Annotated in this window: 25 protein-coding genes and 1 tRNA gene; 13 read left to right on the top strand and 13 right to left on the bottom strand. The window is 71.0% G+C overall.

Annotated features, from left to right (window positions below; genetic code table 11):
- The first annotated feature begins 19 nt into the window (after positions 1–19).
- Positions 20–547 (top strand): peptidylprolyl isomerase, encoded by a 528-nt coding sequence (locus ACWCV9_RS20420; protein ID WP_450788408.1) that lies wholly within the window; start codon positions 20–22, stop codon positions 545–547.
- 107 nt (positions 548–654) lie between these two features.
- Positions 655–1,545 carry a rhomboid family intramembrane serine protease gene (locus ACWCV9_RS20415; protein WP_450788406.1) on the top strand — a complete coding sequence of 297 codons (891 nt, stop codon included), beginning with the start codon at positions 655–657 and terminating at the stop codon, positions 1,543–1,545.
- A gap of 255 nt (positions 1,546–1,800) precedes the next feature.
- Here the strand turns inward: ACWCV9_RS20415 and crgA are convergent, their stop codons facing one another.
- On the bottom strand, positions 1,801–2,055 hold the full coding sequence (gene crgA, locus ACWCV9_RS20410) for a cell division protein CrgA (RefSeq protein ID WP_073887398.1): 255 nt from the start codon (positions 2,053–2,055) through the stop codon (positions 1,801–1,803).
- A 102-nt stretch (positions 2,056–2,157) separates the two neighbouring features.
- Between crgA and ACWCV9_RS20405 the strand changes: the two genes are divergently transcribed.
- Genes ACWCV9_RS20405 through ACWCV9_RS20380 form a run of 6 tightly spaced genes read left to right on the top strand, consistent with a single transcriptional unit; the run spans position 2,158 to position 6,472 of the window.
- Positions 2,158–2,946, top strand: coding sequence for a DUF881 domain-containing protein (locus ACWCV9_RS20405; RefSeq protein WP_385841580.1), 789 nt, complete (start codon positions 2,158–2,160; stop codon positions 2,944–2,946).
- A gap of 24 nt (positions 2,947–2,970) precedes the next feature.
- Positions 2,971–3,639: a class E sortase gene (locus ACWCV9_RS20400; protein ID WP_450788404.1), complete on the top strand. Its 669-nt coding sequence runs from the start codon at positions 2,971–2,973 to the stop codon at positions 3,637–3,639.
- A gap of 54 nt (positions 3,640–3,693) precedes the next feature.
- On the top strand, positions 3,694–3,855 hold the full coding sequence (locus ACWCV9_RS20395) for a hypothetical protein (RefSeq protein WP_385841583.1): 162 nt from the start codon (positions 3,694–3,696) through the stop codon (positions 3,853–3,855).
- Positions 3,852–4,490 (top strand): aminodeoxychorismate/anthranilate synthase component II, encoded by a 639-nt coding sequence (locus tag ACWCV9_RS20390; RefSeq protein ID WP_385841584.1) that lies wholly within the window; start codon positions 3,852–3,854, stop codon positions 4,488–4,490. Before ACWCV9_RS20395 ends, ACWCV9_RS20390 begins: the two co-directional genes overlap by 4 nt.
- The gene (locus tag ACWCV9_RS20385; protein WP_450788402.1) at positions 4,487–5,686 is read left to right on the top strand and encodes a class E sortase; all 1,200 of its coding nucleotides are present in this window, start codon (positions 4,487–4,489) and stop codon (positions 5,684–5,686) included. The genes ACWCV9_RS20390 and ACWCV9_RS20385 overlap by 4 nt, the downstream gene beginning before the upstream one ends.
- A 27-nt stretch (positions 5,687–5,713) precedes the next feature.
- Positions 5,714–6,472: a class E sortase gene (locus ACWCV9_RS20380; protein ID WP_450788400.1), complete on the top strand. Its 759-nt coding sequence runs from the start codon at positions 5,714–5,716 to the stop codon at positions 6,470–6,472.
- Between the two features lie 130 nt (positions 6,473–6,602).
- On the opposite strand, the gene pknB is transcribed toward ACWCV9_RS20380, so the two are convergent.
- The 6 genes from pknB to ACWCV9_RS20350 all read right to left on the bottom strand — a co-directional run bounded on the left by pknB (position 6,603) and on the right by ACWCV9_RS20350 (position 14,851).
- Positions 6,603–8,600 carry a Stk1 family PASTA domain-containing Ser/Thr kinase gene (gene pknB / locus ACWCV9_RS20375; RefSeq protein WP_450788398.1) on the bottom strand — a complete coding sequence of 666 codons (1,998 nt, stop codon included), beginning with the start codon at positions 8,598–8,600 and terminating at the stop codon, positions 6,603–6,605.
- Positions 8,601–8,813: 213 nt separating this feature from the next.
- Positions 8,814–10,292: a peptidoglycan D,D-transpeptidase FtsI family protein gene (locus ACWCV9_RS20370; RefSeq protein WP_450788397.1), complete on the bottom strand. Its 1,479-nt coding sequence runs from the start codon at positions 10,290–10,292 to the stop codon at positions 8,814–8,816.
- Entirely contained in the window at positions 10,289–11,740 is a 1,452-nt protein-coding gene (locus ACWCV9_RS20365) for an FtsW/RodA/SpoVE family cell cycle protein (RefSeq protein WP_385841591.1), read from the bottom strand. Before ACWCV9_RS20365 ends, ACWCV9_RS20370 begins: the two co-directional genes overlap by 4 nt.
- 27 nt (positions 11,741–11,767) lie before the next feature.
- The gene (locus tag ACWCV9_RS20360; RefSeq protein WP_450788449.1) at positions 11,768–13,318 is read right to left on the bottom strand and encodes a Stp1/IreP family PP2C-type Ser/Thr phosphatase; all 1,551 of its coding nucleotides are present in this window, start codon (positions 13,316–13,318) and stop codon (positions 11,768–11,770) included.
- A 143-nt stretch (positions 13,319–13,461) separates the two neighbouring features.
- A complete protein-coding gene (locus ACWCV9_RS20355) occupies positions 13,462–13,995 on the bottom strand; it encodes an FHA domain-containing protein FhaB/FipA (RefSeq protein ID WP_385841592.1) in 534 nt (177 codons plus the stop codon).
- Between the two features lie 10 nt (positions 13,996–14,005).
- The gene (locus ACWCV9_RS20350; RefSeq protein ID WP_385841594.1) at positions 14,006–14,851 is read right to left on the bottom strand and encodes an FhaA domain-containing protein; all 846 of its coding nucleotides are present in this window, start codon (positions 14,849–14,851) and stop codon (positions 14,006–14,008) included.
- A 399-nt stretch (positions 14,852–15,250) separates the two neighbouring features.
- Here ACWCV9_RS20350 and ACWCV9_RS20345 point away from each other — a divergent pair.
- The 4 genes from ACWCV9_RS20345 (at position 15,251) to ACWCV9_RS20330 (ending at position 18,377) form a co-directional block, all read left to right on the top strand.
- A tRNA-Leu gene (locus ACWCV9_RS20345) sits at positions 15,251–15,334 on the top strand.
- 282 nt (positions 15,335–15,616) lie between these two features.
- Positions 15,617–17,047, top strand: a complete 1,431-nt coding sequence (locus ACWCV9_RS20340) for a DUF2252 domain-containing protein (RefSeq protein WP_450788447.1) — start codon at positions 15,617–15,619, stop codon at positions 17,045–17,047.
- Between the two features lie 138 nt (positions 17,048–17,185).
- The gene (locus ACWCV9_RS20335; protein ID WP_385841596.1) at positions 17,186–17,998 is read left to right on the top strand and encodes a hypothetical protein; all 813 of its coding nucleotides are present in this window, start codon (positions 17,186–17,188) and stop codon (positions 17,996–17,998) included.
- A 49-nt stretch (positions 17,999–18,047) separates the two neighbouring features.
- Positions 18,048–18,377 (top strand): rhodanese-like domain-containing protein, encoded by a 330-nt coding sequence (locus tag ACWCV9_RS20330; RefSeq protein WP_450788445.1) that lies wholly within the window; start codon positions 18,048–18,050, stop codon positions 18,375–18,377.
- Between the two features lie 92 nt (positions 18,378–18,469).
- Here the strand turns inward: ACWCV9_RS20330 and ACWCV9_RS20325 are convergent, their stop codons facing one another.
- Positions 18,470–19,618 carry an acyl-CoA dehydrogenase family protein gene (locus ACWCV9_RS20325; protein WP_450788394.1) on the bottom strand — a complete coding sequence of 383 codons (1,149 nt, stop codon included), beginning with the start codon at positions 19,616–19,618 and terminating at the stop codon, positions 18,470–18,472.
- Between the two features lie 147 nt (positions 19,619–19,765).
- Between ACWCV9_RS20325 and ACWCV9_RS20320 the strand changes: the two genes are divergently transcribed.
- Complete coding sequence (locus tag ACWCV9_RS20320) at positions 19,766–20,161, top strand: hypothetical protein (RefSeq protein ID WP_450788392.1); 396 nt, start codon at positions 19,766–19,768, stop codon at positions 20,159–20,161.
- A gap of 67 nt (positions 20,162–20,228) precedes the next feature.
- Here ACWCV9_RS20320 and ACWCV9_RS20315 read toward each other — a convergent pair whose 3' ends face one another.
- Genes ACWCV9_RS20315 through paaA form a run of 5 tightly spaced genes read right to left on the bottom strand, consistent with a single transcriptional unit; the run spans position 20,229 to position 23,956 of the window.
- Positions 20,229–21,293 (bottom strand): 2Fe-2S iron-sulfur cluster-binding protein, encoded by a 1,065-nt coding sequence (locus tag ACWCV9_RS20315; protein WP_450788390.1) that lies wholly within the window; start codon positions 21,291–21,293, stop codon positions 20,229–20,231.
- Complete coding sequence (gene paaD / locus ACWCV9_RS20310) at positions 21,293–21,847, bottom strand: 1,2-phenylacetyl-CoA epoxidase subunit PaaD (protein ID WP_450788389.1); 555 nt, start codon at positions 21,845–21,847, stop codon at positions 21,293–21,295. Before paaD ends, ACWCV9_RS20315 begins: the two co-directional genes overlap by 1 nt.
- Positions 21,841–22,638 (bottom strand): 1,2-phenylacetyl-CoA epoxidase subunit PaaC, encoded by a 798-nt coding sequence (gene paaC / locus ACWCV9_RS20305; protein WP_450788388.1) that lies wholly within the window; start codon positions 22,636–22,638, stop codon positions 21,841–21,843. Before paaC ends, paaD begins: the two co-directional genes overlap by 7 nt.
- Complete coding sequence (paaB, locus tag ACWCV9_RS20300) at positions 22,635–22,925, bottom strand: 1,2-phenylacetyl-CoA epoxidase subunit PaaB (RefSeq protein ID WP_385841602.1); 291 nt, start codon at positions 22,923–22,925, stop codon at positions 22,635–22,637. The genes paaC and paaB overlap by 4 nt, the downstream gene beginning before the upstream one ends.
- On the bottom strand, positions 22,922–23,956 hold the full coding sequence (gene paaA / locus ACWCV9_RS20295; protein ID WP_450788386.1) for a 1,2-phenylacetyl-CoA epoxidase subunit PaaA: 1,035 nt from the start codon (positions 23,954–23,956) through the stop codon (positions 22,922–22,924). Before paaA ends, paaB begins: the two co-directional genes overlap by 4 nt.
- Between the last annotated feature and the right edge of the window lie 245 nt (positions 23,957–24,201).

Genomic DNA, 24,201 nt, shown 5'->3' with positions numbered 1-24,201 from the left:
GGACAACGGAAGGCAGACCGTGGCCGAGCAGCTTTACGCCACCCTGAAGACCAACCGCGGCGACATCGAGATCCTGCTACTCCCGAACCATGCGCCGGCCACGGTCAGGAACTTCGTCGAGCTGGCGCAGGGCGAGCGGGAGTGGACGCACCCCGAGACCGGTGTGAAGGGCAAGAACCGGCTCTACGACGGCACGATCTTCCACCGGGTCATCAGCGGCTTCATGATCCAGGGCGGTGACCCGCTGGGCACCGGCATGGGCGGTCCCGGCTACACGTTCAAGGACGAGTTCCACCCGGATCTCGCGTTCAACAAGCCGTACCTGCTGGCCATGGCCAACGCCGGCCCGGGCACCAACGGCTCGCAGTTCTTCATCACGGTGGCCCCGACCGCCTGGCTGAGCCGCAAGCACACCATCTTCGGCGAGGTCGTCGCCGACGCCAGCCGCAGGGTCGTCGACGCCATCGCGAGCGTCCCCACCAACCCCCGCACCGACCGCCCGCTCGAGGACGTCGTCATCGAGTCGGTCGTCATCGAGAAGCGCTGAGGCCGCTCCCGGCCGCGGATCGCCGGGAGCCGGGCCGCACGGGAACAAAACGCCCCGCTCGTCCGTCAGGATGAGCGGGACATGCATCACGAATGCGAGGGGAACCGATGGACCAGCCCGCAGGCAGCGCGCAGCAGGCCCCTCGCGTGCCCGTGTGCTACCGGCACCCGGACCGCGAGACCGGCATCCGCTGCACCCGCTGTGAGCGGCCCATCTGCCCCGAGTGCATGGTCAGCGCCTCGGTCGGCTTCCAGTGCCCCGATTGTGTGCGCGGAGACTCCGGGGCCGGCCGGGCGGCGGCCGCAGCCCGCCCGCGCACCGTCGCCGGCGGCACGCTGACCGCCGACCCGCGCCTGCTCACCAAGATCCTCATCGGGATCAACCTCGCGGTCTTCCTGGTCCAGACGGTCGTCGGTGACGGCTTCACCCACCGGTTCGAGCTGATCGGCCAGGCCTACGCCCCCGATCTGAACGGGGTGCAGGGCGTCGCCGCGGGCCAGTACTACCGCCTGCTGACCGCGATGTTCCTGCACGGCGGCTATGCCCACATCGCGTTCAACATGCTCAGCCTGTGGTGGATCGGCGGCCCCCTGGAGGCGGCCCTCGGCCGCGCCCGCTATCTGACCCTGTACTTCGTCTCCGGTCTCGCCGGCAGCGCGCTGACCTTTTTGCTGGCCGCGCCCAACCAGCCCTCGCTCGGCGCCTCCGGAGCGATCTTCGGACTGTTCGGCGCGACGGGCGTCCTCATGCGCCGGCTCAACTACGACCTGCGCCCGCTCCTCGCCCTGCTGGTGATCAACCTGGTCATCACCTTCAGCCCCGGTATGAACATCGCCTGGCAGGCCCATATCGGCGGTCTGGTCGCCGGTGTGATCACCGGCTACGCCATGATCCACGCCCCGCGCCAGAAGCGGACGCTGGTCCAGTACGGCACATGTGCGCTGGTCCTGGCCGTGGTGGTCGTCCTGACCCTGGTGAGAACGGCTCAGCTGACCTGATCGACCGGCCCCGGGCGAACCGTTGTCCACAGCGGGTGGCGGATCTTGTGCACACTGTGCGGGCACGCCTGCGCCCCCTGCCGCTCGAATGAGTTCCCGCAGGTCAGGCAGGGGGCGAAGAGATGTGCGAGGGCCAGCTGTGCAGTCGTACCGGCGTCAACCCCCGAGGAGTTATCCACAGATCGTAGTTTCTTTCCCCAGGAACATGTGGACAGAAGCTCAGGCCTGTGGATAACTCAAACGGTCACTCGCCCGCTACTTCCACTGCGTGGAGACACCGAACCCGGCCGCGATGAAGCCGAAGCCGACCACGATGTTCCAGTTGTCGAGTGCGTCGATGGGCAGCGAGCCGTCGGTCACGTAGAAGACCACGATCCAGGCCAGGCCGATCAGGAACATGGCCAGCATGACGGGGGCGACCCAGGCGCGACTGTTCAGCTTGATCGCCTGTGCCTGCTTCGCCGGCGGCGGCGTGTAGTCGGCCTTCTTGCGGATACGTGACTTCGGCACGAGGGTCTCTCCTGTCGATGCGCTGCGTGGCCGCGCAGGTAACTGGGTCGGGCGCGTCCGTTAGCGTAGTGCTTCCGTGGCGCCGAAGGAGATAAGGGTACGTTGAGCAATTCTGCCGACTCCCCCGGGACGGGATCAATGGGTTCCCGCCCCGGCCGTGGGCTGCGCGTCCGGCCGGTGCGGATTCTGACGGCCGCGGTCTTCGCCCTCGCGGGGCTCATCTTCTTCACCAGCTTCGACACCGCCAAGGGCACCGACATCCGGCAGGACGGCTCGCTGCTGAAGCTGTCCGACCTGATCCAGGAGCGCAGCCGCAAGAACAAGGAGCTGGACGACTCCAACGCGGCCCTGCGCCATGGCGTGGAGTCGCTGGCCGAGAGCGACGACGGCAGCAGCAAGGCCCAGGACCGGCGGCTGACCGGGCTGGAGCGCAGCGCCGGCACCCAGCCGCTCACCGGCGACGGCCTCACCGTCACCCTCAACGACGCCCCGCCCAACGCCACCGCCAAGCTCCCCGGCTATCCCGAGCCGCAGCCCGACTACCTGGTCATCCACCAGCAGGACCTCCAGGCCGTGGTGAACGCGCTCTGGCAGGGCGGCGCCCGGGGCATCCGGGTCATGGACCAGCGGCTGATCTCCACCAGCGCCGTGCGCTGCGTGGGCAACACGCTGATCCTCCAGGGCCGGGTCTACTCACCGCCGTACAAGATCACGGCGATCGGGGACCCGGGGCGGCTCCAGAAGGCGCTCGCGGCGAGCAAGGCGATCCAGACCTACATGGTGTACGTCAACGTCTACGGCCTCGGCTGGAAAGTCACCGAGGACGGGACGGTGACTCTGCCCGGCTACTCGGGCACAGTGGACCTGCACTACGCGAAGCCAGTGGAGTAGCCAGGCCCCCGTCAGGAGCCGCCGGTGCGCGTGATCGTGAGGACGCTCAGCGAACTGTGCATCACCGCCGGCACCCTGATCGTGCTCTTCGTCGTGTACGTGCTGTTCTGGACCGGAGTGCGGGCCGACGGCGCGATGAGCGACCAGATCGACCAGCTGCACCGGCAGTGGTCGAGGAGGACCGTGCCGGAGGCCTCCGCCCCCTCGCGCCCCGCGCCGTACCACTACGGCACGGCCTTCGCGATCATGTACATCCCGCGGCTCGGTTTCACGTGGAACAAGCCGGTGCTGGAGGGCACCGGCCGCGACGTCCTGGCGAAGGGCCTCGCCCACTACCGGGGGACGGCCCGGCTCGGGCGGACGGGCAACTTCGCGGTCGCCGGGCACCGGCGCACCTACGGCGACCCGTTCAAGGACTTCCCCCGGCTGCGCCCCGGAGACGCCGTCGTCCTCACGGACGGGACGACCTGGTTCACGTACCGGATCGACAAAGGGCCCTACCGGACGGTTCCCACGGATGTCGCGGTGATCGATCCGGTGCCCGGCGCGTCCGGTTACCGGCGCCCGGGCCGGTATCTCACCCTGACCACCTGCGATCCGGAATGGGGGCACAGCCACCGGCTGATCGTGTGGGCGCACCTGGACTCCACGCAGCCTGTGGAGTCCGGGCCACCGAAGGCCCTGCGCCGTTAGTCTGGTGCGGTACGGCGTGGGTTTCCGGTGCCGTGGCGAAACGGAAGGGACGGCATGTACGGCTGGATCTGGCGGCATCTGCCGGGGAACGCGTGGATGAAGGCACTCATCTCGCTCGTACTGATTCTGGCCGTGGTCTACGTCCTCTTCCAGTACGTCTTCCCGTGGGCGGAACCGCTGCTGCCCTTCAACGATGTGACGGTGGACAACCAGTGACTGCGCGGATTCTCGTCGTCGACAACTACGACAGCTTCGTCTTCAACCTCGTCCAGTACCTGTACCAGCTGGGTGCCGAGTGCGAGGTGCTGCGCAACGACGAGGTGTCGACCTCGCACGCCCAGGACGGCTTCGACGGCGTCCTGCTCTCGCCGGGCCCGGGCACGCCCGAGGAGGCCGGGGTCTGCGTGGACATGGTCCGGCACTGCGCGGCCACCGGCGTCCCCGTCTTCGGGGTCTGCCTGGGCATGCAGTCGATGCAGGTCGCGTACGGCGGTGTGGTCGACCGGGCGCCGGAACTGCTGCACGGCAAGACCTCGCCGGTGGAGCACGAGGGCAAGGGCGTCTTCGCCGGCCTGCCCTCCCCCTTCACGGCCACCCGCTACCACTCCCTGGCCGCCGAACCGGCCACCGTTCCCGCCGAGCTGGAGGTCACGGCCCGCACCCACGACGGCATCATCATGGGCCTGCGCCACCGTGAACTCCCGGTCGAGGGCGTGCAGTTCCACCCCGAGTCGGTCCTGACCGAGCACGGGCACCGGATGCTGGCCAACTGGCTGGTGGAGTGCGGCGACCAGGGTGCCGTGGCGAGGTCGGCGGGGCTGGCCCCGGTGGTGGGCAGGGCCACGGCGTGACCTCGCTGCGCCCCGAGCGCGAGGACTTGTACGGCGGGGAGAGACCGTACGAGCCCTACGGCGGTGCGCCTTACGCCGACCCCCGGACCGCACCGCCGCCCCCCGCGTCCGGGGAGCCGACGGTGGTCCTGCCGCCCGTCGGGGATCAGACGGCCGTCCTGCCGCCCGTTTCCGGGGAGCAGACGATGGTCCTGCCACCCGTTTCCGGGGATCAGACGGCCGTGCTGCCGCCGGTCACCGGCGAGTCGACGGTGGTGTTGTCCCGCATCCGCCCGGCGGCCGGCGGGGACGAGCAGACGATGGCGCTGCGGCTCCCGCTACGGGCCCCTGCGGCCCCAACAGCCCCTCCCGCGGCTGGAACCCCCGCCGGCGGCCGTGCGGCCCGCAGAAAGGCCGCCAAGCGGCGCGGCGGGCGCCACAGCGGCCCGGAGAACGCGTCCCCCGCGTCCCCCGCGTCCTCTGCGCAGCCGGCGCGGCGGCCGCTGTCCCGGGTGGAGGCCCGACGGCAGGCGCGGCTGGCGAAGCCCGGGCCGGCGGTCATCGCGAGCCGGGTGATCGGCGAGGTGTTCATCACCACCGGCGTCCTGATGCTGCTGTTCGTCACCTACCAGCTGTGGTGGACCAACATCCGCGCGCACGCGCAGGCCGGAAACGAGACGCACCAGCTCCAGGACGACTGGGCGAACGGCCGGCGCAACCCGGGCGTCTTCGAACCCGGCCAGGGCTTCGCCATCCTGCACATCCCCAAGCTGGACGTGGTCGCGCCGATCGCGGAGGGCGTCAGCAAGGAGAAGGTGCTCGACAAGGGCATGGTCGGGCACTACGGCGAGCCCCCGCTGAAGACGGCGATGCCCGACGCGAAGACCGGCAACTTCGGTCTCGCGGCGCACCGCAACACCCATGGCGAACCGTTCCGTTACATCAACCGGCTCGTGCCGGGCGACGCGGTGGTGGTCGAGACGCAGGACACGTACTTCGTGTACAAGGTGACCTCGACGCTGCCGGTCACCTCGCCCGCCAACACCAGCGTGCTGGACCCCGTACCCAAGGGCTCCGGGTTCACCAAGCCGGGCCGGTACATCACCCTGACCACCTGCACCCCGGAGTTCACCAGCACGTACCGGCTGATCGTCTGGGGCAAGATGGTCGAGGAACGCCCGCGCAGCAAGGGAAAGCCGGACGCGCTCATCGAGTAGGGCTCAGCGAGTAAGGGCAGAGGAACTGTGGCAGCGACCGCCGACGAGACCGAAGAACACACGGACGCGTCCGACCCCGCCCCGCCCGCCGGGGAGCGCCCCCGGCGCCTCGGCAGGATCGCGACCGCGGTCAGCGTCCTCGGCGAACTCCTCATCACGGCGGGTCTGTTGCTCGCCCTCTTCGTCGTCTACTCCCTGTGGTGGACGAACGTGATAGCGGACCGCAAGGCGGACCAGCGGGCCGACCGGGTCCGCCAGCACTGGGCCCGCTCCACGGACGACACCCCCGGTGCGCTGGACACCAAGGACGGCATCGGCTTCCTGCACGTGCCGTCGATGCACAACGGCGAGGTGCTGGTCGAGAAGGGCACCGGCACGGACGTCCTCAACGACGGCGTGGCCGGCTACTACACCGACCCGGTCAAGGCGGTGCTGCCCATGTCCGGCAAGGACGGCAACTTCACCCTGGCCGCCCACCGCGACGGACACGGCGCCAAGTTCCACAACATCGACAAGGTGGAGAAGGGCGACCCGATCGTCTTCGAGACGCGGGACGACTGGTACGTCTACAAGGTCTTCGCGATCCTCCCCGAGACCTCGAAGTACAACGTCAAGGTCATCTCCCAGATCCCCACCGAGGCCGGCCGGAAGAAGCCGGGCCACTACATCACCCTGACGACCTGCACCCCGGTGTACACGTCCCTGTACCGCTATGTGGTCTGGGGCGAGCTGGTCCGGGTGGACAAGGTCGACAGCAAGCGGACGCCTCCGGCGGAGCTGCGCTGAACCCTGTAGCCGGCGCCCTGAAGCCACGCGCCCTGAAGCCACGCGCCCTGAAGCCGGCGCCCTGACGCCACGAACGAGCCCCTGCCGGTGATGCACCGGCAGGGGCTCGTTTCGTAGGAGCGGGGAGGCGTCAGCCGTTGAGACCGCCGAAGAGGGTGCCTCCGCCGTTGTTGCCACCGCCGTTGTTGTTGCCGTTGCCCCCGCCGCCGATGGTGATCACATCGACGGTCTGGCCGGAGTTGACCGTGCTGCCCGGCGTCGGGTTCGAGGAGACGACGACCGCGTTGTCGTCGTTCGAGCCCTGGACGTTGCCGAGCTGGAGGCCGGCCTGCGCGAGCATCTGCTTGGCGTCCTTGAGCTTCTGGCCCTGGATGCCCGGCACCTGCACCTGGTTGTTCTGGAGCTTTCCGACGTTGACCGCGATGGGCGTGTTCTTGGAGACCTGCGTGCCCGCCGCCGGGTTGGTGCTCTGCACCTTGCCGTCCTGGGCGGGGTCGGTCACCGCGACGTCGTTGCAGGTGGGGGCCAGGCCCAGGTTCTGGAGCTCGGTCTTCGCGTCGTCACAGGACTTGCCGACGACGTCGTTCGGGACGGTGACCTTCTCCTCCGCCTTGGCCACGGTGAGGGTGATCACCGTGCCCTTCTCCTTCTCGACGTTCACCGGGTCCTGCGCGGTGACGACACCGGGGGTCTGGGTGGACACCACGGTCTTCTTCTCGACCTGGAAGCCCTTGCCCTTGAGCTGGCTCTCCGCCTGGTCGAACTGGAGGCCCCGGACGTCGGGCACCTGGACCTTCGGGGCGCCGGTGGACACCGTCAGAGTGATCGTGGTGCCCTTGTCGACGCTCGTCTTGGCGTCCGGGTTCTGCGCGCAGACATTGCCCTTGGGCTGCTCCTGGCAGGCCTTGCGGGAGCCGACCGTCACCTTCAGATCGACGTTGTCGGCCATGCTGCGCGCGCTGCTCACCGTCTGGCCGACGAAGTTCGGGACCTCCACCTGACCGTCGCCCGTGTTGTGGCTGCTGGTCACCCACTTGCCGATCAGGATCGCGCCGATCAGCACCAGGATGCCCGCGACCACCAGCAGGATCGTGGAGGTGTGGGACTTCTTCGGCTGCTGGCGGCGCCGGTCGGGCCGGTCGTCGTAGCCGTAGCCGTCGTCCGGGCCCATCGGCGGGAGCACGGTGGTCGCCCCGCCGCCCTGCTCCTGGCGGAGGGCGGTGGTGGGCTGCTCGTCGGGGTAGCCGCCGTAGCCGACCGCGCCCATCGCGGCCGTGGCGGCGACCGGCTGGCCGTCCAGGCACGCCTCGATGTCGGCGCGCATCTCGTCGGCCGACTGGTAGCGGTAGTTCGGGTCCTTGACCAGCGCCTTCATCACGATCGCGTCCATCTCCGGGGTGATCTCCGGATCGAAGACGCTCGGCGGCTGGGGCTCCTCGCGGACGTGCTGGTAGGCGACTGCGACCGGGGAGTCGCCGACGAAGGGCGGCCGGACGGTCAGCAGCTCGTACAGCAGGCAGCCGGTGGAGTACAGGTCGGAGCGGGCGTCGACCTGCTCGCCCTTCGCCTGCTCCGGCGAGAGGTACTGGGCCGTGCCGATGACCGCGGCCGTCTGGGTCATGGTCATGCCGGCGTCGCCCATCGCCCGGGCGATGCCGAAGTCCATCACCTTGACCTGGCCGTTGCGGGTCAGCATGACGTTGGCCGGCTTGATGTCGCGGTGCACGATGCCGTTGCGGTGCGCGTACTCCAGGCCCTGGAGGATGCCGATGGTCATCTCCATCGCGCGCTCGGGCAGCAGCTTGCGGCCGGAGTGCAGCAGCTCACGGAGCGTGGAGCCGTCGACGTACTCCATCACGATGTACGGGATGGAGACCCCGTCGATGTAGTCCTCGCCCGTGTCGTAGACCGCGACGATCGCGGGATGGTTGAGCGAGGCGGCCGACTGGGCCTCCCGGCGGAAGCGGGCCTGGAAGGACGGGTCACGCGCGAGGTCCGCGCGCAGGGTCTTCACCGCCACGGTGCGGCCGAGGCGGGTGTCATGCGCGAGGTAGACCTCCGCCATGCCACCACGGCCGAGCACTTGGCCCAGCTCGTACCGGCCGCCGAGGCGACGCGGCTCTTCCATAGCTACCTACCAGCCCTCTCCGTCGGTCTCGGCCGTCACAGAGGTGTGCGTCCGAGGCTGCCGTCCGGGCCTACGGTACCCGGCTCGCTTTGTATGACCTGGCCAAGCCCGGAACCCGATACAGGACCGGTATCGCAACGTGCGCTGATGTGAAGGAGGTGTGAGGGGGCTCACTTGTGTGAGTGACTGTCGTGCCTCCCTGGGCCCACGGTCTCACTTCTTGGACTTGATGACCGCCTCCATCACGTTCTTCGCGATCGGCGCGGCCAGGCCGCCGCCGGAGATGTCGTCACGGTTGGCACTCTCGTCCTCGATCACCACGGCCACCGCGACCGGGCTGCTGCCGTCCGGGAGCTTGGCGAAGGAGATGAACCAGGCGTACGGGTTGGCGCTGTTCGCCACACCGTGCTGGGCGGTGCCGGTCTTGCCGCCGACGGTGACGCCGGGGATCTGGGCCCTGGTTCCGGTGCCCTTCTCCACGACCGTCTTCATCATGTCCTGGAGGATCTGGGCGTTCTTGGAGGAGAGCGGCTGGCTCAGCTCCTTCGGCTGGGTCTGCTCCAGGGTGTCGAGGTTGGACGACTGGAGCTTGTCGACCATGTACGGCTTCATCAGCTTGCCGTCGTTGGCGACCGCCGAGACGACCATGGCCATCTGGAGCGGGGTGGCGGCGGTGTTGTACTGGCCGATGGAGGACAGCGCGGTCTGCGACTGGTTCATGCCGTTGGAGAACACCGACGCGTTGGAGCGGACCGGGGTGAACTGCTCGGAGTCGAAGCCGAACTTCTTCGCCTCCGCCAGCATCTTGTCGTTGCCGAGGTCCGCGCCGATCTTGCCGAAGACGGTGTTGCAGGACCAGCGCAGCGCCTCGCGCATGTTGGCGTTCTTGCAGGGGATGCTGCCCTCGTTCTTCAGCTCGGTCCGGGTGCCCGGCATGATCCACGGCAGCGGGGAGTTCGTGTTCTGGTCGGCCGAGGTGTACAGCCCGTTCTCCAGCGCGGCCGCGGCCGTGACCACCTTGAAGGTGGAGCCCGGCGGGTAGGTCTCGCGCAGCGCCCGGTTGAGCATCGGGTCGGCGGGGTTGTTCTTCTTCTGGAGCGCGTTCCAGTTCTTGGCGTCCACGCTGGTGGAGTTGCCCGCGAAGGACGAGGGGTCGTACGACGGGTAGGACGCCAGCGCGAGGATCTTGCCGGTGGACGGCTCCAGCGCGACCACGGCGCCCTTGCCGCCCCGCGACTTCAGCCCGTCCCAGGCGGCCTTCTGCGCGGCCGCGTTGAGGGTGGTGACGACGTTGCCGCCCTGCTTCTGCTTGCCCGTGAGCATGTCGAGGGTGTTGCGGAAGAAGAGCCGGTCGTCGGTGCCGCTGAGGATGCCGTCGTTGATCTTCTCCAGCTGGCTGCCGTCGAAGGCCTGCGAGGAGTAGCCGGTGACCGGGGCCCACATGGGGCCGTCCTTGTAGGTCCGCTTGTACTTGAAGTCGCCGTTCTGGGCCTCGACCGATCCGGTTATCGCCTTGCCGTCGACGATGATGTCGCCGCGCGGGTGGGCGTAGCGCTCGATGGCGACCCGGCGGTTGTCCTTGTCGCTGCTCAGCTGGTCGGCCCGGACGTACTGGAGGTAGTTGTCGCGGATCAGCAGGGCCAGCACGAGCAGGCCGCAGAAGATCGCGATCCGGCGCAGGGGCTTGTTCATGACGGGCGGACCACCTGGGTCATCTCGGCGTCGGGGTTGGCGGCGGGCGCGGGCGCCGGGCGGCGGGCCGTGTCGCTGATCCGGATCAGGATGGCGATCAGTGCCCAGTTGGCGAGCACGGACGAACCACCGGCGGCCAGGAACGGCATGGTCATACCGGTCAGCGGGATGAGCCCCATGACACCGCCGGCCACGACGAAGACCTGGAGGGCGAAGGCGCCGGACAGACCGACGGCGAGCAGCTTGCCGAACGGGTCGCGGGCGGCAAGGGCGGTGCGCAGGCCCCGCTCCACGATCAGGCCGTACACCAGCAGGATCGCCATGATCCCGGCGAGGCCCAGCTCCTCGCCGAAGGTGGCGAGGACGAAGTCGGAGTTGGCGGCGAACTTGATCAGGTCCGAGTGGCCCTGGCCCCAGCCGGTGCCGAGGGTGCCGCCGGAGCCGAACGCCCACAGCGACTGCTGGAGCTGGTCGGAGTGGAGGACGCCGTCGTGGGTGATCTGACGGCTCAGCTGGTACTCGCGCATCGGGTCCAGCCAGGCGTTCACACGCGTCTGGATGTGGTGCTCGAAGCTGGCCACGCCGACGGCGCCGACCGCGGACATCAGCAGACCGAAGACGATCCAGCTGGTCCGCTCGGTGGCGACGTACAGCATGATCACGAACATGCCGAAGAACAGCAGCGAGGTACCGAGGTCGGTCTCGAAGACCAGGATGAGGATCGAGATCGCCCAGACGACCAGGATCGGGCCGAGGTCGCGGCCGCGCGGCAGGTAGAGCCCCATGAAGCGGCGGCTGGCCAGGGCCAGGGCGTCCCGCTTCACCATCAGGTAGCCGGCGAAGAAGACCGCCAGGACGATCTTGGCGAACTCGCCGGGCTGGAGGGAGCCCAGGCCGGGGACCCTGATCCAGATCTTGGCGCCGAAGATGTCGGCCCCGAGGCCCGGCACCAGCGGCAGGATCAGCAGGATCAGCGCGCCGAACATCGAGATGTAGGTGTAGCGCTGGAGGACCCGGTGGTCCTTCAGGAAGAACAGCACCGCGGCGAACAGGGCGATGCCCAGCGCGCTGTTCAGCAGCTGCTTGGGCGCGGACGGGGCGAAGTGGGGCAGGTTCTGGAGCAGCCTGGACTGGTCAAGGCGCCAGATCACGACGAGGCCGAGTCCGTTGAGCAGCGTCGCCAGCGGCAGCAGCAGCGGGTCGGCGTACGGCGCGAACTTCCGTACGACGAGATGGGCGACGCCGGCCAGCAGACCGAGGCCCAGTCCGTAGCTCAGCAGCCCGGAGGGCACCTTGTCGCTGATGGCCAGGCCCACGTTGGCATAGGCGAACACCGGGATGGCCACGGCGAAGACCAGCAGGGCCAGCTCGGTGTTGCGACGGCTCGGCGCGCCGATGGCGCCGATCGTGGACGTGTGGTGCGTCGGCGGGTTTGTCGTACTGCTCATCGTGTGACGGGGCCTCTCACGGCTGGCTCACTGCTTGCCGCACTGATCGACGACCTTCTGCTCATCCTCGGAGAGGCTCGGGCCGGGGTGGGGAGTGGCGGTCGCGGACGGGGACTTGGAGGGCGCGGTCGGGGACGTCGGGGAGGTCGGCGCCGATGGGTGCGGCGTCGGTGATGCCTTGGACGTGAAAGAGGCGGCGGTGGTTCCGGTGCCGCCCGCGGCCTTGATCCGGTCCGTCTTGGCGTTCTTCTCCGCGGCCGCCCGCTCGGCCTGCTTGCGGCAGGCGGAGGCCTGCACGGCCAGCGCGTCGATCTTCGTCTGGGCCTGTTGCAGACCGCCCGCCGCGATCGTGCCCTTGACCTGCTTCTGCTGGTAGGGCGGCAGGTACTTGAGTTCGATCTCGGGGTGGTCCTTCTCCACCTGCGACAGCGACACCCAGGCCAGGTTCTGGCTGATGCCGCGGTACAGCGCGACGTGCTCGCCGTTGGCGCCGACGTAGTACTGGGTCTGCGTCCACCGGTAGCCGCCGTACAGGCCGCCGCCGATCACGGCGAGGGCGAGGGCGCCGTACAGGGATCTCTTCAGCCAGGGGCGCCGGGCGCGCGGCTTGGTGAACTCGCCGTCGGCGTAGTCGCCGAAGGAGCCGGCCGGGATGTAGCCGGTGGTGTCGCCGGAGCCGGGCGGGCCGAACTCGCCGCCGCCGTGGGCGTGCTTGCCGGACTGCCGGCCCAGGTGGGAGGCGCGGCCGGCGGGGGTCTGCATGATGCCGTTGTCGTGCAGGTGGTGCTGGTTCTCGGCGACGGCGCCGACCACGACCGGCTGGTCGGACAGCTGCCCCGCGAGGGTGTCACCGGTGTCCAGGTCGAGGACGTCGGCGACGATGACGGTGATGTTGTCGGGGCCGCCGCCGCGCAGCGCGAGCTGGATCAGCTCCTGCACGGTCTCCTGCGGGCCCTGGTAGCTGGCGAGGGTCTCCTCCATCGTCTGGTGGGAGACGACGCCGGACAGGCCGTCGGAGCAGATCAGATAGCGGTCGCCGGCGCGGACCTCGCGGATCGACAGGTCGGGCTCGACGTGCTCGCCGCTGCCGAGGGCGCGCATCAGCAGGGAGCGCTGCGGGTGGGTGGTGGCCTCTTCCTCGGTGATCCGGCCCTCGTCCACCAGCCGCTGCACCCAGGTGTGGTCCTGGGTGATCTGGGTGAGGGCGCCGTCGCGCAGCAGATAGGCGCGCGAGTCGCCGACGTGCACGAGACCGAGCCGCTGGCCGGTCCACAGCAGCGCGGTCAGGGTGGTGCCCATGCCCTCGAGCTGGGGGTCCTCCTCGACCATGGTGCGCAGCTGGTCGTTGGCGCGCTGCACGGCGGCGCCGAGCGAGGTGAGGATGTCGGAGCCGGGCACGTCGTCGTCGAGCGTGACCAGGGTGGAGATCACCTCGGAGGAGGCGACCTCGCCGGCGGCCTGGCCGCCCATGCCGTCGGCGATCGCGAGCAGCCGCGGGCCGGCGTAACCGGAGTCCTCGTTGCCCTCGCGGATCATGCCCTTGTGCGATCCGGCGGCAAAGCGCAGTGACAGACTCATGCCCACCTCGCCCGTCGGCTCCGGGTACAGCCGGTCGTGTCGAGCCACACTGCCCACCCTCCGGTCGGGAGCGCGCCGGCGGCGGCCGGGTGGCGGCCTGCCGCTGCGTGCTCGCTCCGCTCGCGCTCACTCATGATGTAGCACTACTTCCGCAGCTCGATGACGGTCTTGCCGATGCGGATCGGCGCGCCCAGCGGGATCGGCGTGGGAGTCGTCAGCCGGGACCGGTCCAGGTAGGTGCCGTTGGTGGAGCCCAGGTCCTCGACGATCCACTGACCGCCCTGGTCCGGGTAGATCCTGGCATGGCGGCTGGAGGCGTAGTCGTCGTCCAGCACGATCGTGGAGTCGTGCGCCCGGCCCAGCGTGACCGTCTGGCCCTGGAGCGCGACGGTGGTGCCGGTCAGTGTGCCTTCGGTCACGACCAGCTTGGTGGGGGCGTTGCGGCCACCGCGCCGGCCGCCGCTCTGTTGCCCGCGCTGCTGCGGGGGCGCGGCCTGCTGCCGGGCCGCCGGCTGCCGGCCCGTCTGCTGCTGGCGCCCGGCCTCCCTACGCGATCCGCGCTGGGTGACGCGCGTACCGAACAGGTCGCTGCGGATGACCTGCACGGCCACGATCACGAACAGCCACAGTACGGCCAGGAAACCCAGCCGCATGACCGTGAGGGTCAGCTCTGACATTGCCCCCGCTTCACCCTTCGGCTTGCCTATAGATAACGGTGGTGCTGCCCACGACGATCCGCGAGCCGTCGCGGAGCGTAGCGCGGGTGGTGTGCTGCCCGTCCACCACGATGCCGTTGGTGGAACCGAGGTCCTGGATCGTGGAGGGCGTCCCGGTCCGGATCTCGCAGTGTCTGCGGGAGACGCCGGGGTCGTCGATCCGCACGTCGGCCTCGGTGCTGCGGCCCAGCACCAGCGTCGGGCGGGAGATCTGGTGGCGGGTGCCGTTGATCTCGATCCAGTAGCGGGTGCGCCCGCCGCTCGCCGGCGCGGCTCCGGGCCGCTGCGGGGCGGGCTGCGGGTAGCCGTAGCCGCCGGGCCGGGCGCCGGGGGGCGGCGTGGCGGGCATCGGGGGCGCGCCGGCGGGCGCGGCGGCCGGCGGGCGGCCGTAGCCGCCGGGGGCCTGCGGGGCCTGCGGCGCCGGTGCTGCCTGCTGGCTGCTGGAGGAGGCGAGGGTACGGCTGCGCACCCGGTACAGGCCGGTGTCGAGATCGTCGGCCTTCTCCAGGTGGACCTTGATCGGTCCCATGAAGGTGTAGCGCTGCTGCTTGGCGTAGTCGCGCACCATGCCGGCCAGCTCGTCGCCGAGCTGGCCCGAGTAGGGGCTCAGCCGCTCGTAGTCCGGCGTGCTCAGCTCCACGATGAAGTCGTTGGGTACGACCGTCCGGTCACGGTTCCAGATGGTGGCGTTGTTGTCGCACTCCCGCTGGAGCGCGCCGGCGATCTCCACGGGCTGGACCTCGGACTTGAAGACCTTGGCGAAGGTGCCGTTCACCAGACCTTCGAGACGCTGCTCGAACTTCTTCAGGACTCCCATGGGGCACCTCCTCCGTCCCTGCCGCTCTGCCTTCGCTTACGTGGTTGTGCTGTTACTGCTCACTGATCGTATCTACGCGTCCGGCAATCAGCCGGTTCCCCCAGCGGCTCCCCTTCGAACTCTCCTCGCAAGGATCGTAGAGCCGGGTGAAGACCAGTGTCCCGCACCCGGCTGTGGACCCGGCCCGCTCCTGGGGAGATGCCCCCGGAACGGTACGAGGTTGATACGAGACGCGGGGCTCCCCGGGACGGCCGGGACGGCACCGGCGAACCCGCGCGGCGGGTGCGCCGCCGGCCGGGCGGCCGGAAGGGATGTGAACCCACCCCGTCCGACGTGCTAATGTTCTCGATGTCGGAAGGGGCCAGCCCGAAAGGGAAGGAACCGGAAGACACACCCAATGCGCGGGTGGCGGAATAGGCAGACGCGCTGGATTCAGGTTCCAGTGCCCGCAAGGGCGTGGGGGTTCAACTCCCCCCTCGCGCACACCACGGAGTGGGCGGCATCGTGATCACGATGCCGCCCACTCTTCTTTGTGCTGTGTTTTCGCCGCGTGTTGTGACGCGTGTTGCGACGCCTGTTGTGAGGCGTGTTGTGAGGCGTGTTGTGAGGAAGGCCTCAGCGGCGGCTCCGCCCGCGGCAGTTCGGGCGGTGGTTCGGGCGGTGGTCCGCCGGACCGGCATCGGCTGTACCGTCTGCTCGCAATTGATTCGACATCGATTCGACGTGGCGTGTGCGGGGGAGGCGGTCCCGGTGGCCGATGCCGGTGTGGGTGTGACGGGCGTGCTGGATACGGACGGGGCGGAGGCGGCCGGGCGCCGGCTGCCGCGGGTGCGTGGCTTCGGTCACTGGCCCCCGCAGGGCTCGCCCAAGCAGGAGGGCAAGGCGCTCCGGGAGCGCGTGCCGCGCACCGCGCACCGCGCTCTCGACCTCGACCCCTCCCGCCCGGACGCGGTGCGCGCGGTCGAGGAGTCCAACGCCGGCCGGATCCCGGAACTCACCCCGATCCGGGTGGGCCGGATGGCCGCCACCCCGTTCGCCTTCCTGCGCGGCTCGGCCGGGCTCATGGCCCACGACCTGGCCCGCACCCCGACGACCGGGATCGGCACCCAGATATGCGGCGACGCCCACGCGGCCAACTTCGGCCTGTACGGCGATGCGCGCGGGGGCCTGGTCATCGACCTGAACGACTTCGACGAGACCGTGCACGGCCCCTGGGAGTGGGACCTCAAGCGGCTCGCGGCCTCCCTCGTACTGGCCGGGCGGGAAGCCGGCGCCGACGAGGACACCTGCCGCGCGGCGGCCCGGGACGCGGCCGGCGCCTACCGCCGCACCATGCGGCTGCTCGCCCGGCTGCCGGTGCTGGACGCCTGGAACGCCATCGCCGACGAGGAACTCGTCTCCCACGCCGACGCCCATGATCTGCTCGGCACCCTCCAGCGGGTCTCGGAGAAGGCGCGGGCCAACACCAGCGGCCGGTTCGCGGCGAAGGCGACCGAGGCGGCCGCGGACGGCGGACGCCGTTTCGTCGATGCCCCGCCGGTGCTGCGCCGGATCCCGGACGCCGAGGCCGCGGCGGTCGCCGCCGCCCTGGAGCCGTACGTCGACACCCTCGGCGAGGACCGGCGCCCGCTGCTCGCCCGGCACGCGGTGCACGACGTGGCCTTCCGCGTGGTCGGCACCGGCAGCGTCGGCACCCGGTCGTACGTCGTCCTGCTCCTGGACCACCGCGAGCAGCCGCTGGTCCTCCAGGTGAAGGAGGCCCGCCCCTCGGCCCTGCTGCCGCATCTGGCCACGGCCGGCTTCGCGACGGCGCCGGTGGCGCACGAGGGCCGCCGGGTGGTGCTGGGGCAGCAGCGGATGCAGGTCGTGAGCGACCTGCTGCTGGGCTGGACGAGCGTGGCGGGGCGCCCCTTCCAGGTGCGCCAGTTCCGCAACCGCAAGGGCAGCGTCGACCCGGCCGCGCTCGCCGCCGACCAGGTCGACGACTACGGCCGGATGACCGGCGCGCTCCTGGCCCGCGCCCACTCCCACAGCGCCGACCCGCGCCTGATCGCCGGCTACTGCGGAAAGAACGAGGAGCTGGACGAGGCGATGGCCGGCTTCGCCGTCGCCTACGCCGACCGCACGGAGGCCGACCACGCCGAGCTGGTCGCAGGGATACGGAACGGCCGGATCGCGGCCGAGCTGGGGGTGTGAGAAGGGGCGGGCGGGACGGCCCGGGGAGAGGGCTCGGGGAGAGGGCTGGGGGAGAGTGCTCGGGAGACAGGGGGCCGGGGCCTGGTGGGGTGCCCGGCGCCCGGGCCGGGGGGCGGGCGCAGCGGCTACGCTGGGCGGGTGACGACCCCGGAAGCCGACCAGTCCCAGGCCCCGCGGCCCGAGGAACGGCTCGAGAAGGCCGTACGGGCCGCCGAGCAGGCCTTGATCGAGTACGAGATCGCCGTCGAGACGTTCCGGGTCGAGGTGGAGAACTTCTCCCGGCTGCACGAGCAGCGACTCGGCCCGCTCTACTCCCGTATCGAGGAGCTGGACGCCGAGATCGCCGAGGCGAAGGCCGCCCGCACCGGCGATCCGGAGGACCTCCGCCGCGCCGAGGAGGCCCGCGCCCGGGTGCTGCCCATCCCCGGTGTCGAGGAGCTGCTGCACGGCTGGATGGACGGCCACGGGCTCTTCCCGGAAGCCGCCGCCATGCTCACCGATCAGGCGGTACGGCCGCCCGAGCGGGTGCGGCCCAGCGAGGAGGCCCGCAAGCTCTACCGCGAGCTGGCCCGCAAGGCCCACCCCGACCTGGCACAGGAGGAGGACGAGCGGCAGCGGCGTGAGGACTTCCTCACCCGGGTCAACGCCGCCTACGCCCGCGGCGACGTCACGCTGCTGGAGGAGCTGGCCGCGGAGTGGGCGGCCGGTCCGGTGCCGCCCGAGCGGCGTCCGAGCCCCGCCGAGGAGCTGTATGCCCGCCTCGAATGGCTCGCCGAGCGCAAGGAACTGCTCACCCTCGTCGCCCGGGAACTGGAGGACGGCGCGATCGCCGGCATGCTCCGGCTCGCCCCGGACGACCCCGACGGCCTGCTCGACGAGATCGGCGAGCGGCTGCGCGCCGACATCGCCCAGCGGGAGGCGGAACTGGCGGCCCTGCTCGCGCAGGACTGAGCCGTCGCGGCCGTCGGGTAGCGTCGGAGGCATGAATTTCGGAGCTGGTGTGCCCACGGTCGAGGTCACGGACCTCAAGGACGGCGACTTCCTGCTGGACGTCCGCGAGGACGACGAGTGGCAGGCGGGCCACGCCGAGGGGGCGCTGCACATCCCCCTCAGCGACTTTGTGGCCCGGTACGGCGAGCTGACCGAGGCCGCCCCGCAGGACGGCCGCGTCCATGTCATCTGCCGCTCCGGCGGCCGCTCCGCCCAGGTCACCATGTACCTGGTGCAGCAGGGTCTCGACGCCGTGAACGTCGACGGCGGCATGCAGGTCTGGCAGGCCGCGGGCCGCCCGGTGATCACGGACGAGGGCCACCCGGGTCACGTCCTGTAGACCCCGACTCCGACTCCGATCCGGATCGCGCCGGTCTGGTCCGGTTCGGTCCGGTTCTGTTTGATCCGGTCCGGCGCCGGAGTGCGTGGCCGTCAGCCCAGGGGGTGGGCGGCCAGCAGGTCCCCGAGCCGCTCCTCGTACGCCGCCGCGGGGCCCAGCGCCAGCTCCAGGTGCTTGGCCCAGGCGTGATAGCGGTGCAGCGGGTAGTCGGTGTCCGCGCCGAACCCGCCGTGCAGATGCTGTGCCGTCTGCACCACCCGGCGCACGCCTTCCGCCGCCCAGATCTTCGCCACGGCGACGTCCCCGGCGGCGGGCAGCGCCCCCGGTGCCCCCGAGGCGATCCGCCACGCCGCCTGCCAGAGCGTGGCCTCCATGGCGCGCAGGTCGATGTACCGGTCCGCGGCCTGGACGGCCACCGCCTGGAAGGTGGCGAGCGGATACCCGAACTGCTCGCGCTTTCCGGTGTACTCGCTGGTCATCCGCAGCACCCGCTCACCCAGCCCGAGCGCCAGCGCGCAGATCCCGGTGGCGAGGAGCGCGTGCAGCCACTCCCACGCCCCCTCGGCCTCGATGACCTCGTCCGCGCCGATCCGGGCGGAGGTGAGCCGCAGCTCGGCCAGCCGCTCCCCGCTGGTGGACACCTGCTCGGCGAGGGCCACCCCGTCCCCCTCGCGCGGCACGAGCGCCAGCACGGTCCTCCCCGCCCCCGCCCCCGCCTCCCCGATGTGCGCCGGTACGACGACGAGGTCCGCGTCGTACGCCCACGGCACCGCCGTCTGCACCCCGTCCAGCACCCATGCCGAGCCCTCCCGCCGCGCACCGACGGCGAGTTCGGCCGGCTCGTGGCCGGTACGGCCGTGCGCCGCGACGGTGAGCACCAGCTCGCCCCGCCCCGCCCGGGGCAGCAGCCGCTGCGCCAACTCCCGGTCGCCGTAGGTCTGTACGGCCGCGGCGGCGGCGCTGTGCTCCAGCAGCGGCACCCGCGCGAGGACCTTCGCCGCTTCGCGCAGCACCAGGCAGAGCGCGATGGCGTCCAACCCGGCGCCTCCGTGCGCCTCGTCGAGCAGCAGGCTCAGCAGGTCCGCGCCGGCGAGCCGGGACCACAGCTCCCGGTCGAAGTCCTCGGCCACGGCACCGGTGGTGAGGGCCGGGCTGGGCACCGCATCCGGCGCGACCCCGGCGAACACCCCCCGCGCCGCCTCGGCCGCCGCCCGCTGTTCCTCGCTGAAGGTGAAGTCCACGGCCTGTCCTCCCGGCGGAAACCGACATCCGATCCGTCCGACACAGCATCTGACGGCCCGTCAAGATAGAACAGGTTCTAGGAGAAGGGAACGGCGGAGGCGTCCCCACCTCTGGCAGTCAGCCACGCGCCATGAGATCGTCCGCTGGTGACCGACGCTGCTGGTGGGGCACCAACCTCGAGACGACCGGACGACCGCGCTGCGTCCGCCCTGCGCTTCGCGGCGGAACTCGTCGCGTGGGTGGCCACCCCCTGGGCCCTGGCCGGCCACTCGGTCCTGCTCGCCGCCCTGTCCGTGCTGGTCCTGATCGGCCTTCCGACGCTGTTCTCCACCCCGGGGGACAAGGCCAATGTGATCATCGCGGTGCCGGGCTGGGCCACGATCCTGCTGGTGCTGCTCCAACTCGTCGCGGCCGTGGTCTCCTCCTGGCTGGCCTGGCCCGCCTGGGCGGCGGTCCCTGTGACCCTGTTGGTCGCCGCCACCCTCGTCACGGAGCGTCGACGCTGGCGGTGGCTGGTCTCCGCGAACCGACTCGCCAGCTGAAGCGCTCATCCGCCGACTGAAGCACTCGGTCACAGGCGGGGGGCGGGGGTGAGGCGGGGCGTCTCCGTCAGCGGTCGAAGTCCAGCTCCACCTCCTCGGTCAGCGGATGCGACTGGCACGCCAGGACATAGCCGGCCTCCGTCTCCTCCTTCTCCAGCGCGAAGTTGCGGTCCATCCGGACCTCGCCCGAGACCACGAAGGCCCGGCAGGTCCCGCAGACCCCGCCCTTGCAGGCGTAGGGCGCGTCCGGGCGGTTGCGCAGCACCGTCTCCAGCAGGGACTCGCCGTCCCGCACCGGCCACGAGCCGCCGCGTCCGTCGAGCCGGGCGGTGACGGTGCTGTGCGCGGGGGCCTGGGCCGTGGCCGCCTGGGGCGAGCCCGCGTCCACATGGAAGATCTCCTGGTGGACCCGGGAGCCGTCCACGCCCAGCGTGCGCAGTGTCCGCTCCGCGCCCTGCACCAGCCCGTACGGCCCGCACAGGAACCAGCCCGCGACCTGTCCGACCGGCAGCAGCGCGGGCAGCAGCCCGGTCAGCCGCTCCTCGTCCAGCCGCCCGGACGGCAGGCCCGCCTGCTGCTCCTCCCGGGAGAGCACGGTCACCAGCTGGAACCGCTCCGGGTAGCGGTCCTTCAGATCGGCGACCTCTTCCAGGAACATCGTCGAGGCGGCCGTGCGGTCGCTCCGTATCAGGCAGAACCGGGCCTCCGGCTCCCGGGCCAGCAGGGTGGAGACGATGGACAGGACCGGTGTGATGCCGCTGCCGCCGACGATCGCCGCGTACAGCCCCGGGGCCGGTTCCAGGGTGAAGCGGCCGGCCGGGGTCATCACCTCCAGCTCGTCCCCGACGGCGATCTCCTTCAGCGCGTAGGTGGAGAACGCCCCGCCCTCGACCAGCCGCACCCCGACCTGGAGGGTGTCCGGTCCCGGTCCGGCCGGGTCGGGCGCCGGGGAGCAGATCGAGTAGGTGCGCCGGATCTCCGTGCCGTCGGCCTGCCGACGCAGTGCGAGGTGCTGTCCGGGTGCGTGCCGGTACTCCTCGCGCAGTCCGGGCGGGACGGCGAAGGTGAGGGCGACGGAGTCGTCGGTGAGCCGGTCGACCGCGGCCACCGGGAGCGGGTGGAAGCGGGCCATCACAACTCCTTGAAGTGGTCGAACGGTTCCCGGCAGGACAGGCACCGGCGCAGCGCCTTGCAGGCGGTGGAGGAGAACCGGCTCAGCAGCTCGGTCTCGGCCGCACCGCAGTGCGGGCAGTGGACGGGCTCGGTGTCCGCCTCGAGGGTGCGCGTGGGGCTGTCCGCCTCGAGGGTGCGCGTGGGGCCGAGGGCCAGCGGCACCGGGCCGGCGGCGCTGCGCACGCGGGGCGGAGCGATCCCGAACTCCCGCAGCTTTCGGCGCCCTTCCTCGCTGATGTCGTCGGTCGACCACGCGGGGCTGAGCACCTTGCGCACGGTGACCTCGCGCATGCCGTGCTGGTGCAGGACCCGTTCGATGTCGAGGGTCATCGTCTCCAGGGCAGGGCAGCCGGTGTAGGTCGGGGTCAGCTCGACCTCGACCGCGTCCGGGCCGCTGATGTGCACCGCGCGCACCACGCCCAGCTCCTGGAGCGTGAGCACGGGCAGCTCGGGGTCGGGCACCGAGCCGGCCAGCTCCAGCAGCTCCGCCTCCAGGGCGGTGGCGGTCACCATGACGCCCCCGGGTGGCTGCGGTGCAGGTGCTGCATCTCGGCGAGCATCCGGCCGAAGGGTTCGGTGTGCAGGCCCTGCCGGCCGGCCCCGGCCGACCAGGCGCCGGTGCGCGGTCCCTCCGGGACGGCCAGGGTGGCCCGGCCGAGCACCTCGGTCACCGACTCCAGCCAGCGGGACTCCAGGGCCGGCCAGTCGACGGCCAGGCCCTCCACCGGCTGGAACATCTCCCCGGTGAACCGCCACAGCGCGTCGCAGGCGCGCTGCATCCGCTCCTGGCTGGTGGCCGTGCCGTCGCCCAGCCGCAGCGTCCACTGCTCGGCGTGGTCGCGGTGGTAGGCGACCTCCTTCACCGCCTTCGCGGCGAGCGGCGCGAACGGGCCGTCCCCGGCGGCGAGTTCGGTGAAGAGCAGATGCTGGTAGGTGGAGAAGTACAGCTGGCGGGCGATGGTGTGGGCGAAGTCGCCGTTCGGCTGCTCGACCAGCTGGAGGTTGCGGAAGGCCCGCTCCTCGCGGAGGTAGGCCAGTTCGTCCTCGTCGCCCACCATGGACAGCAGCACCCGGGCCTGACCGAGCAGGTCCAGGGCGATGTTGGCCAGGGCGACCTCCTCCTCCAGCACCGGGGCGTGTCCGGCCCACTCCCCGAGGCGGTGGGAGAGCACCAGGGCGTCGTCACCGAGCGCGAGCGCGGCGCCCACCGGGAGGGTGGCGGGGCCGGCTGCGGGGTTGGCCGCTTGCTCGGGCGTGGTGCCGGGCTCGGGCGGGGTGCCGGTGGCGGGTCCGGTGGCGGTCACAGGTGCTTCACCCCTTCCGGGATCTCGTAGAAGGTCGGGTGCCGGTAGGGCTTGTCGGCGGCCGGCTCGAAGAACGGGTCCTTCTCGTCCGGGGAGGACGCGGTGATCGCGGTGGCCGGGACCACCCAGATCGACACGCCCTCGCCGCGCCGGGTGTACAGATCGCGGGCGTTGCGCAGGGCCAGCTCGGCGTCGGGGGCGTGCAGGCTGCCGGCGTGGGTGTGGGACAGGCCGCGCCGGGAACGCACGAAGACCTCCCACAGGGGCCAGTCGGTGGTGCTGCTCATGCTCGCGCTGCTCCTGTCTCGTGTGCCGCCCCGGCAGGGGCGCCGGTGTGCTTGGCCGCGTGCGCCGCGGCGGCCTCCCGGACCCACGCGCCCTCGTCGTGTGCGCGCCGGCGCTGGGTGATCCGCTGGTCGTTGCACGGGCCGTTGCCCTTGAGGACGTCCCAGAACTCGGTCCAGTCGATCGGGCCGAAGTCGTGGTGCCCGCGCTCCTCGTTCCACCGCAGCTCCGGGTCGGGGAGGGTGAGGCCGAGGGACTCCGCCTGGGGGACGCAGATGTCGACGAAACGCTGGCGCAGCTCGTCGTTGGAATGGCGCTTGATCTTCCACTCCATCGACTGCGCCGAGTGCTGGGACTCGTCGTCGGGCGGGCCGAACATCATCAGCGAGGGCCACCACCAGCGGTCCACCGCGTCCTGTGCCATCGCGTGCTGCTCCGGGGTGCCCTTGCTCAGGGCCAGCAGCAGCTCGTAGCCCTGGCGCTGGTGGAAGGACTCCTCCTTGCAGATCCGCACCATGGCGCGCGCGTACGGGCCGTACGAGCAGCGGCACAGGGGGACCTGGTTGGTGATCGCGGCGCCGTCCACCAGCCAGCCGATCGCGCCGACGTCGGCCCAGGTCAGCGTCGGGTAGTTGAAGATCGAGGAGTACTTCTGGCGGCCGCTGTGCAGCTTGTCGAGCAGCTCCTCGCGACTGACGCCGAGGGTCTCGGCCGCGCTGTACAGATACAGGCCGTGGCCGGCCTCGTCCTGGACCTTGGCCATCAGGATGGCCTTGCGGCGCAGGGAGGGGGCGCGGGTGATCCAGTTCGCCTCCGGCTGCATGCCGATGATCTCGGAGTGGGCGTGCTGGGCGATCTGCCTGACCAGGGTCGAGCGGTAGGCGTCGGGCATCCAGTCGCGCGGTTCGATGCGCTCGTCGGCGGCCACGGCCGCGTCGAAGGCGCGCTGGTACTCCGTCGTGTCGACGGTGGCGTCCGGTGCGCCGTCCGGTTCCGTGCCGGCCGTGCGCTGCGCGGCGGCTGCTGTGGCCATGCGGTCCCCCTGACCTCGGGCTCTGTGATTGATTCCGTCCCGACCGATCGTTCGGTCCGTGCGCATCCATGGTGTGCCGGGCCGCCGCGGGGTGTCAACCGCTGTGGAAAACTCCCCGCGCCACCTGTGGACAACCCGGCGGATCAGTGCGCCGAGCAGGTGGGGACGGGTAGGGCCGGCCGAGCGGCGGCGGCCTTGCGTGGTGAGCGCCACGGCCCTCGGTCGCACCCGGGGCTGCGCCGAGT

The sequence above is a fragment of the Streptomyces sp. NPDC001606 genome, from assembly GCF_053596835.1.
Note: the sequence above shows the minus strand (reverse complement) of the source record. Positions and strands in the feature narration are given on the sequence as shown.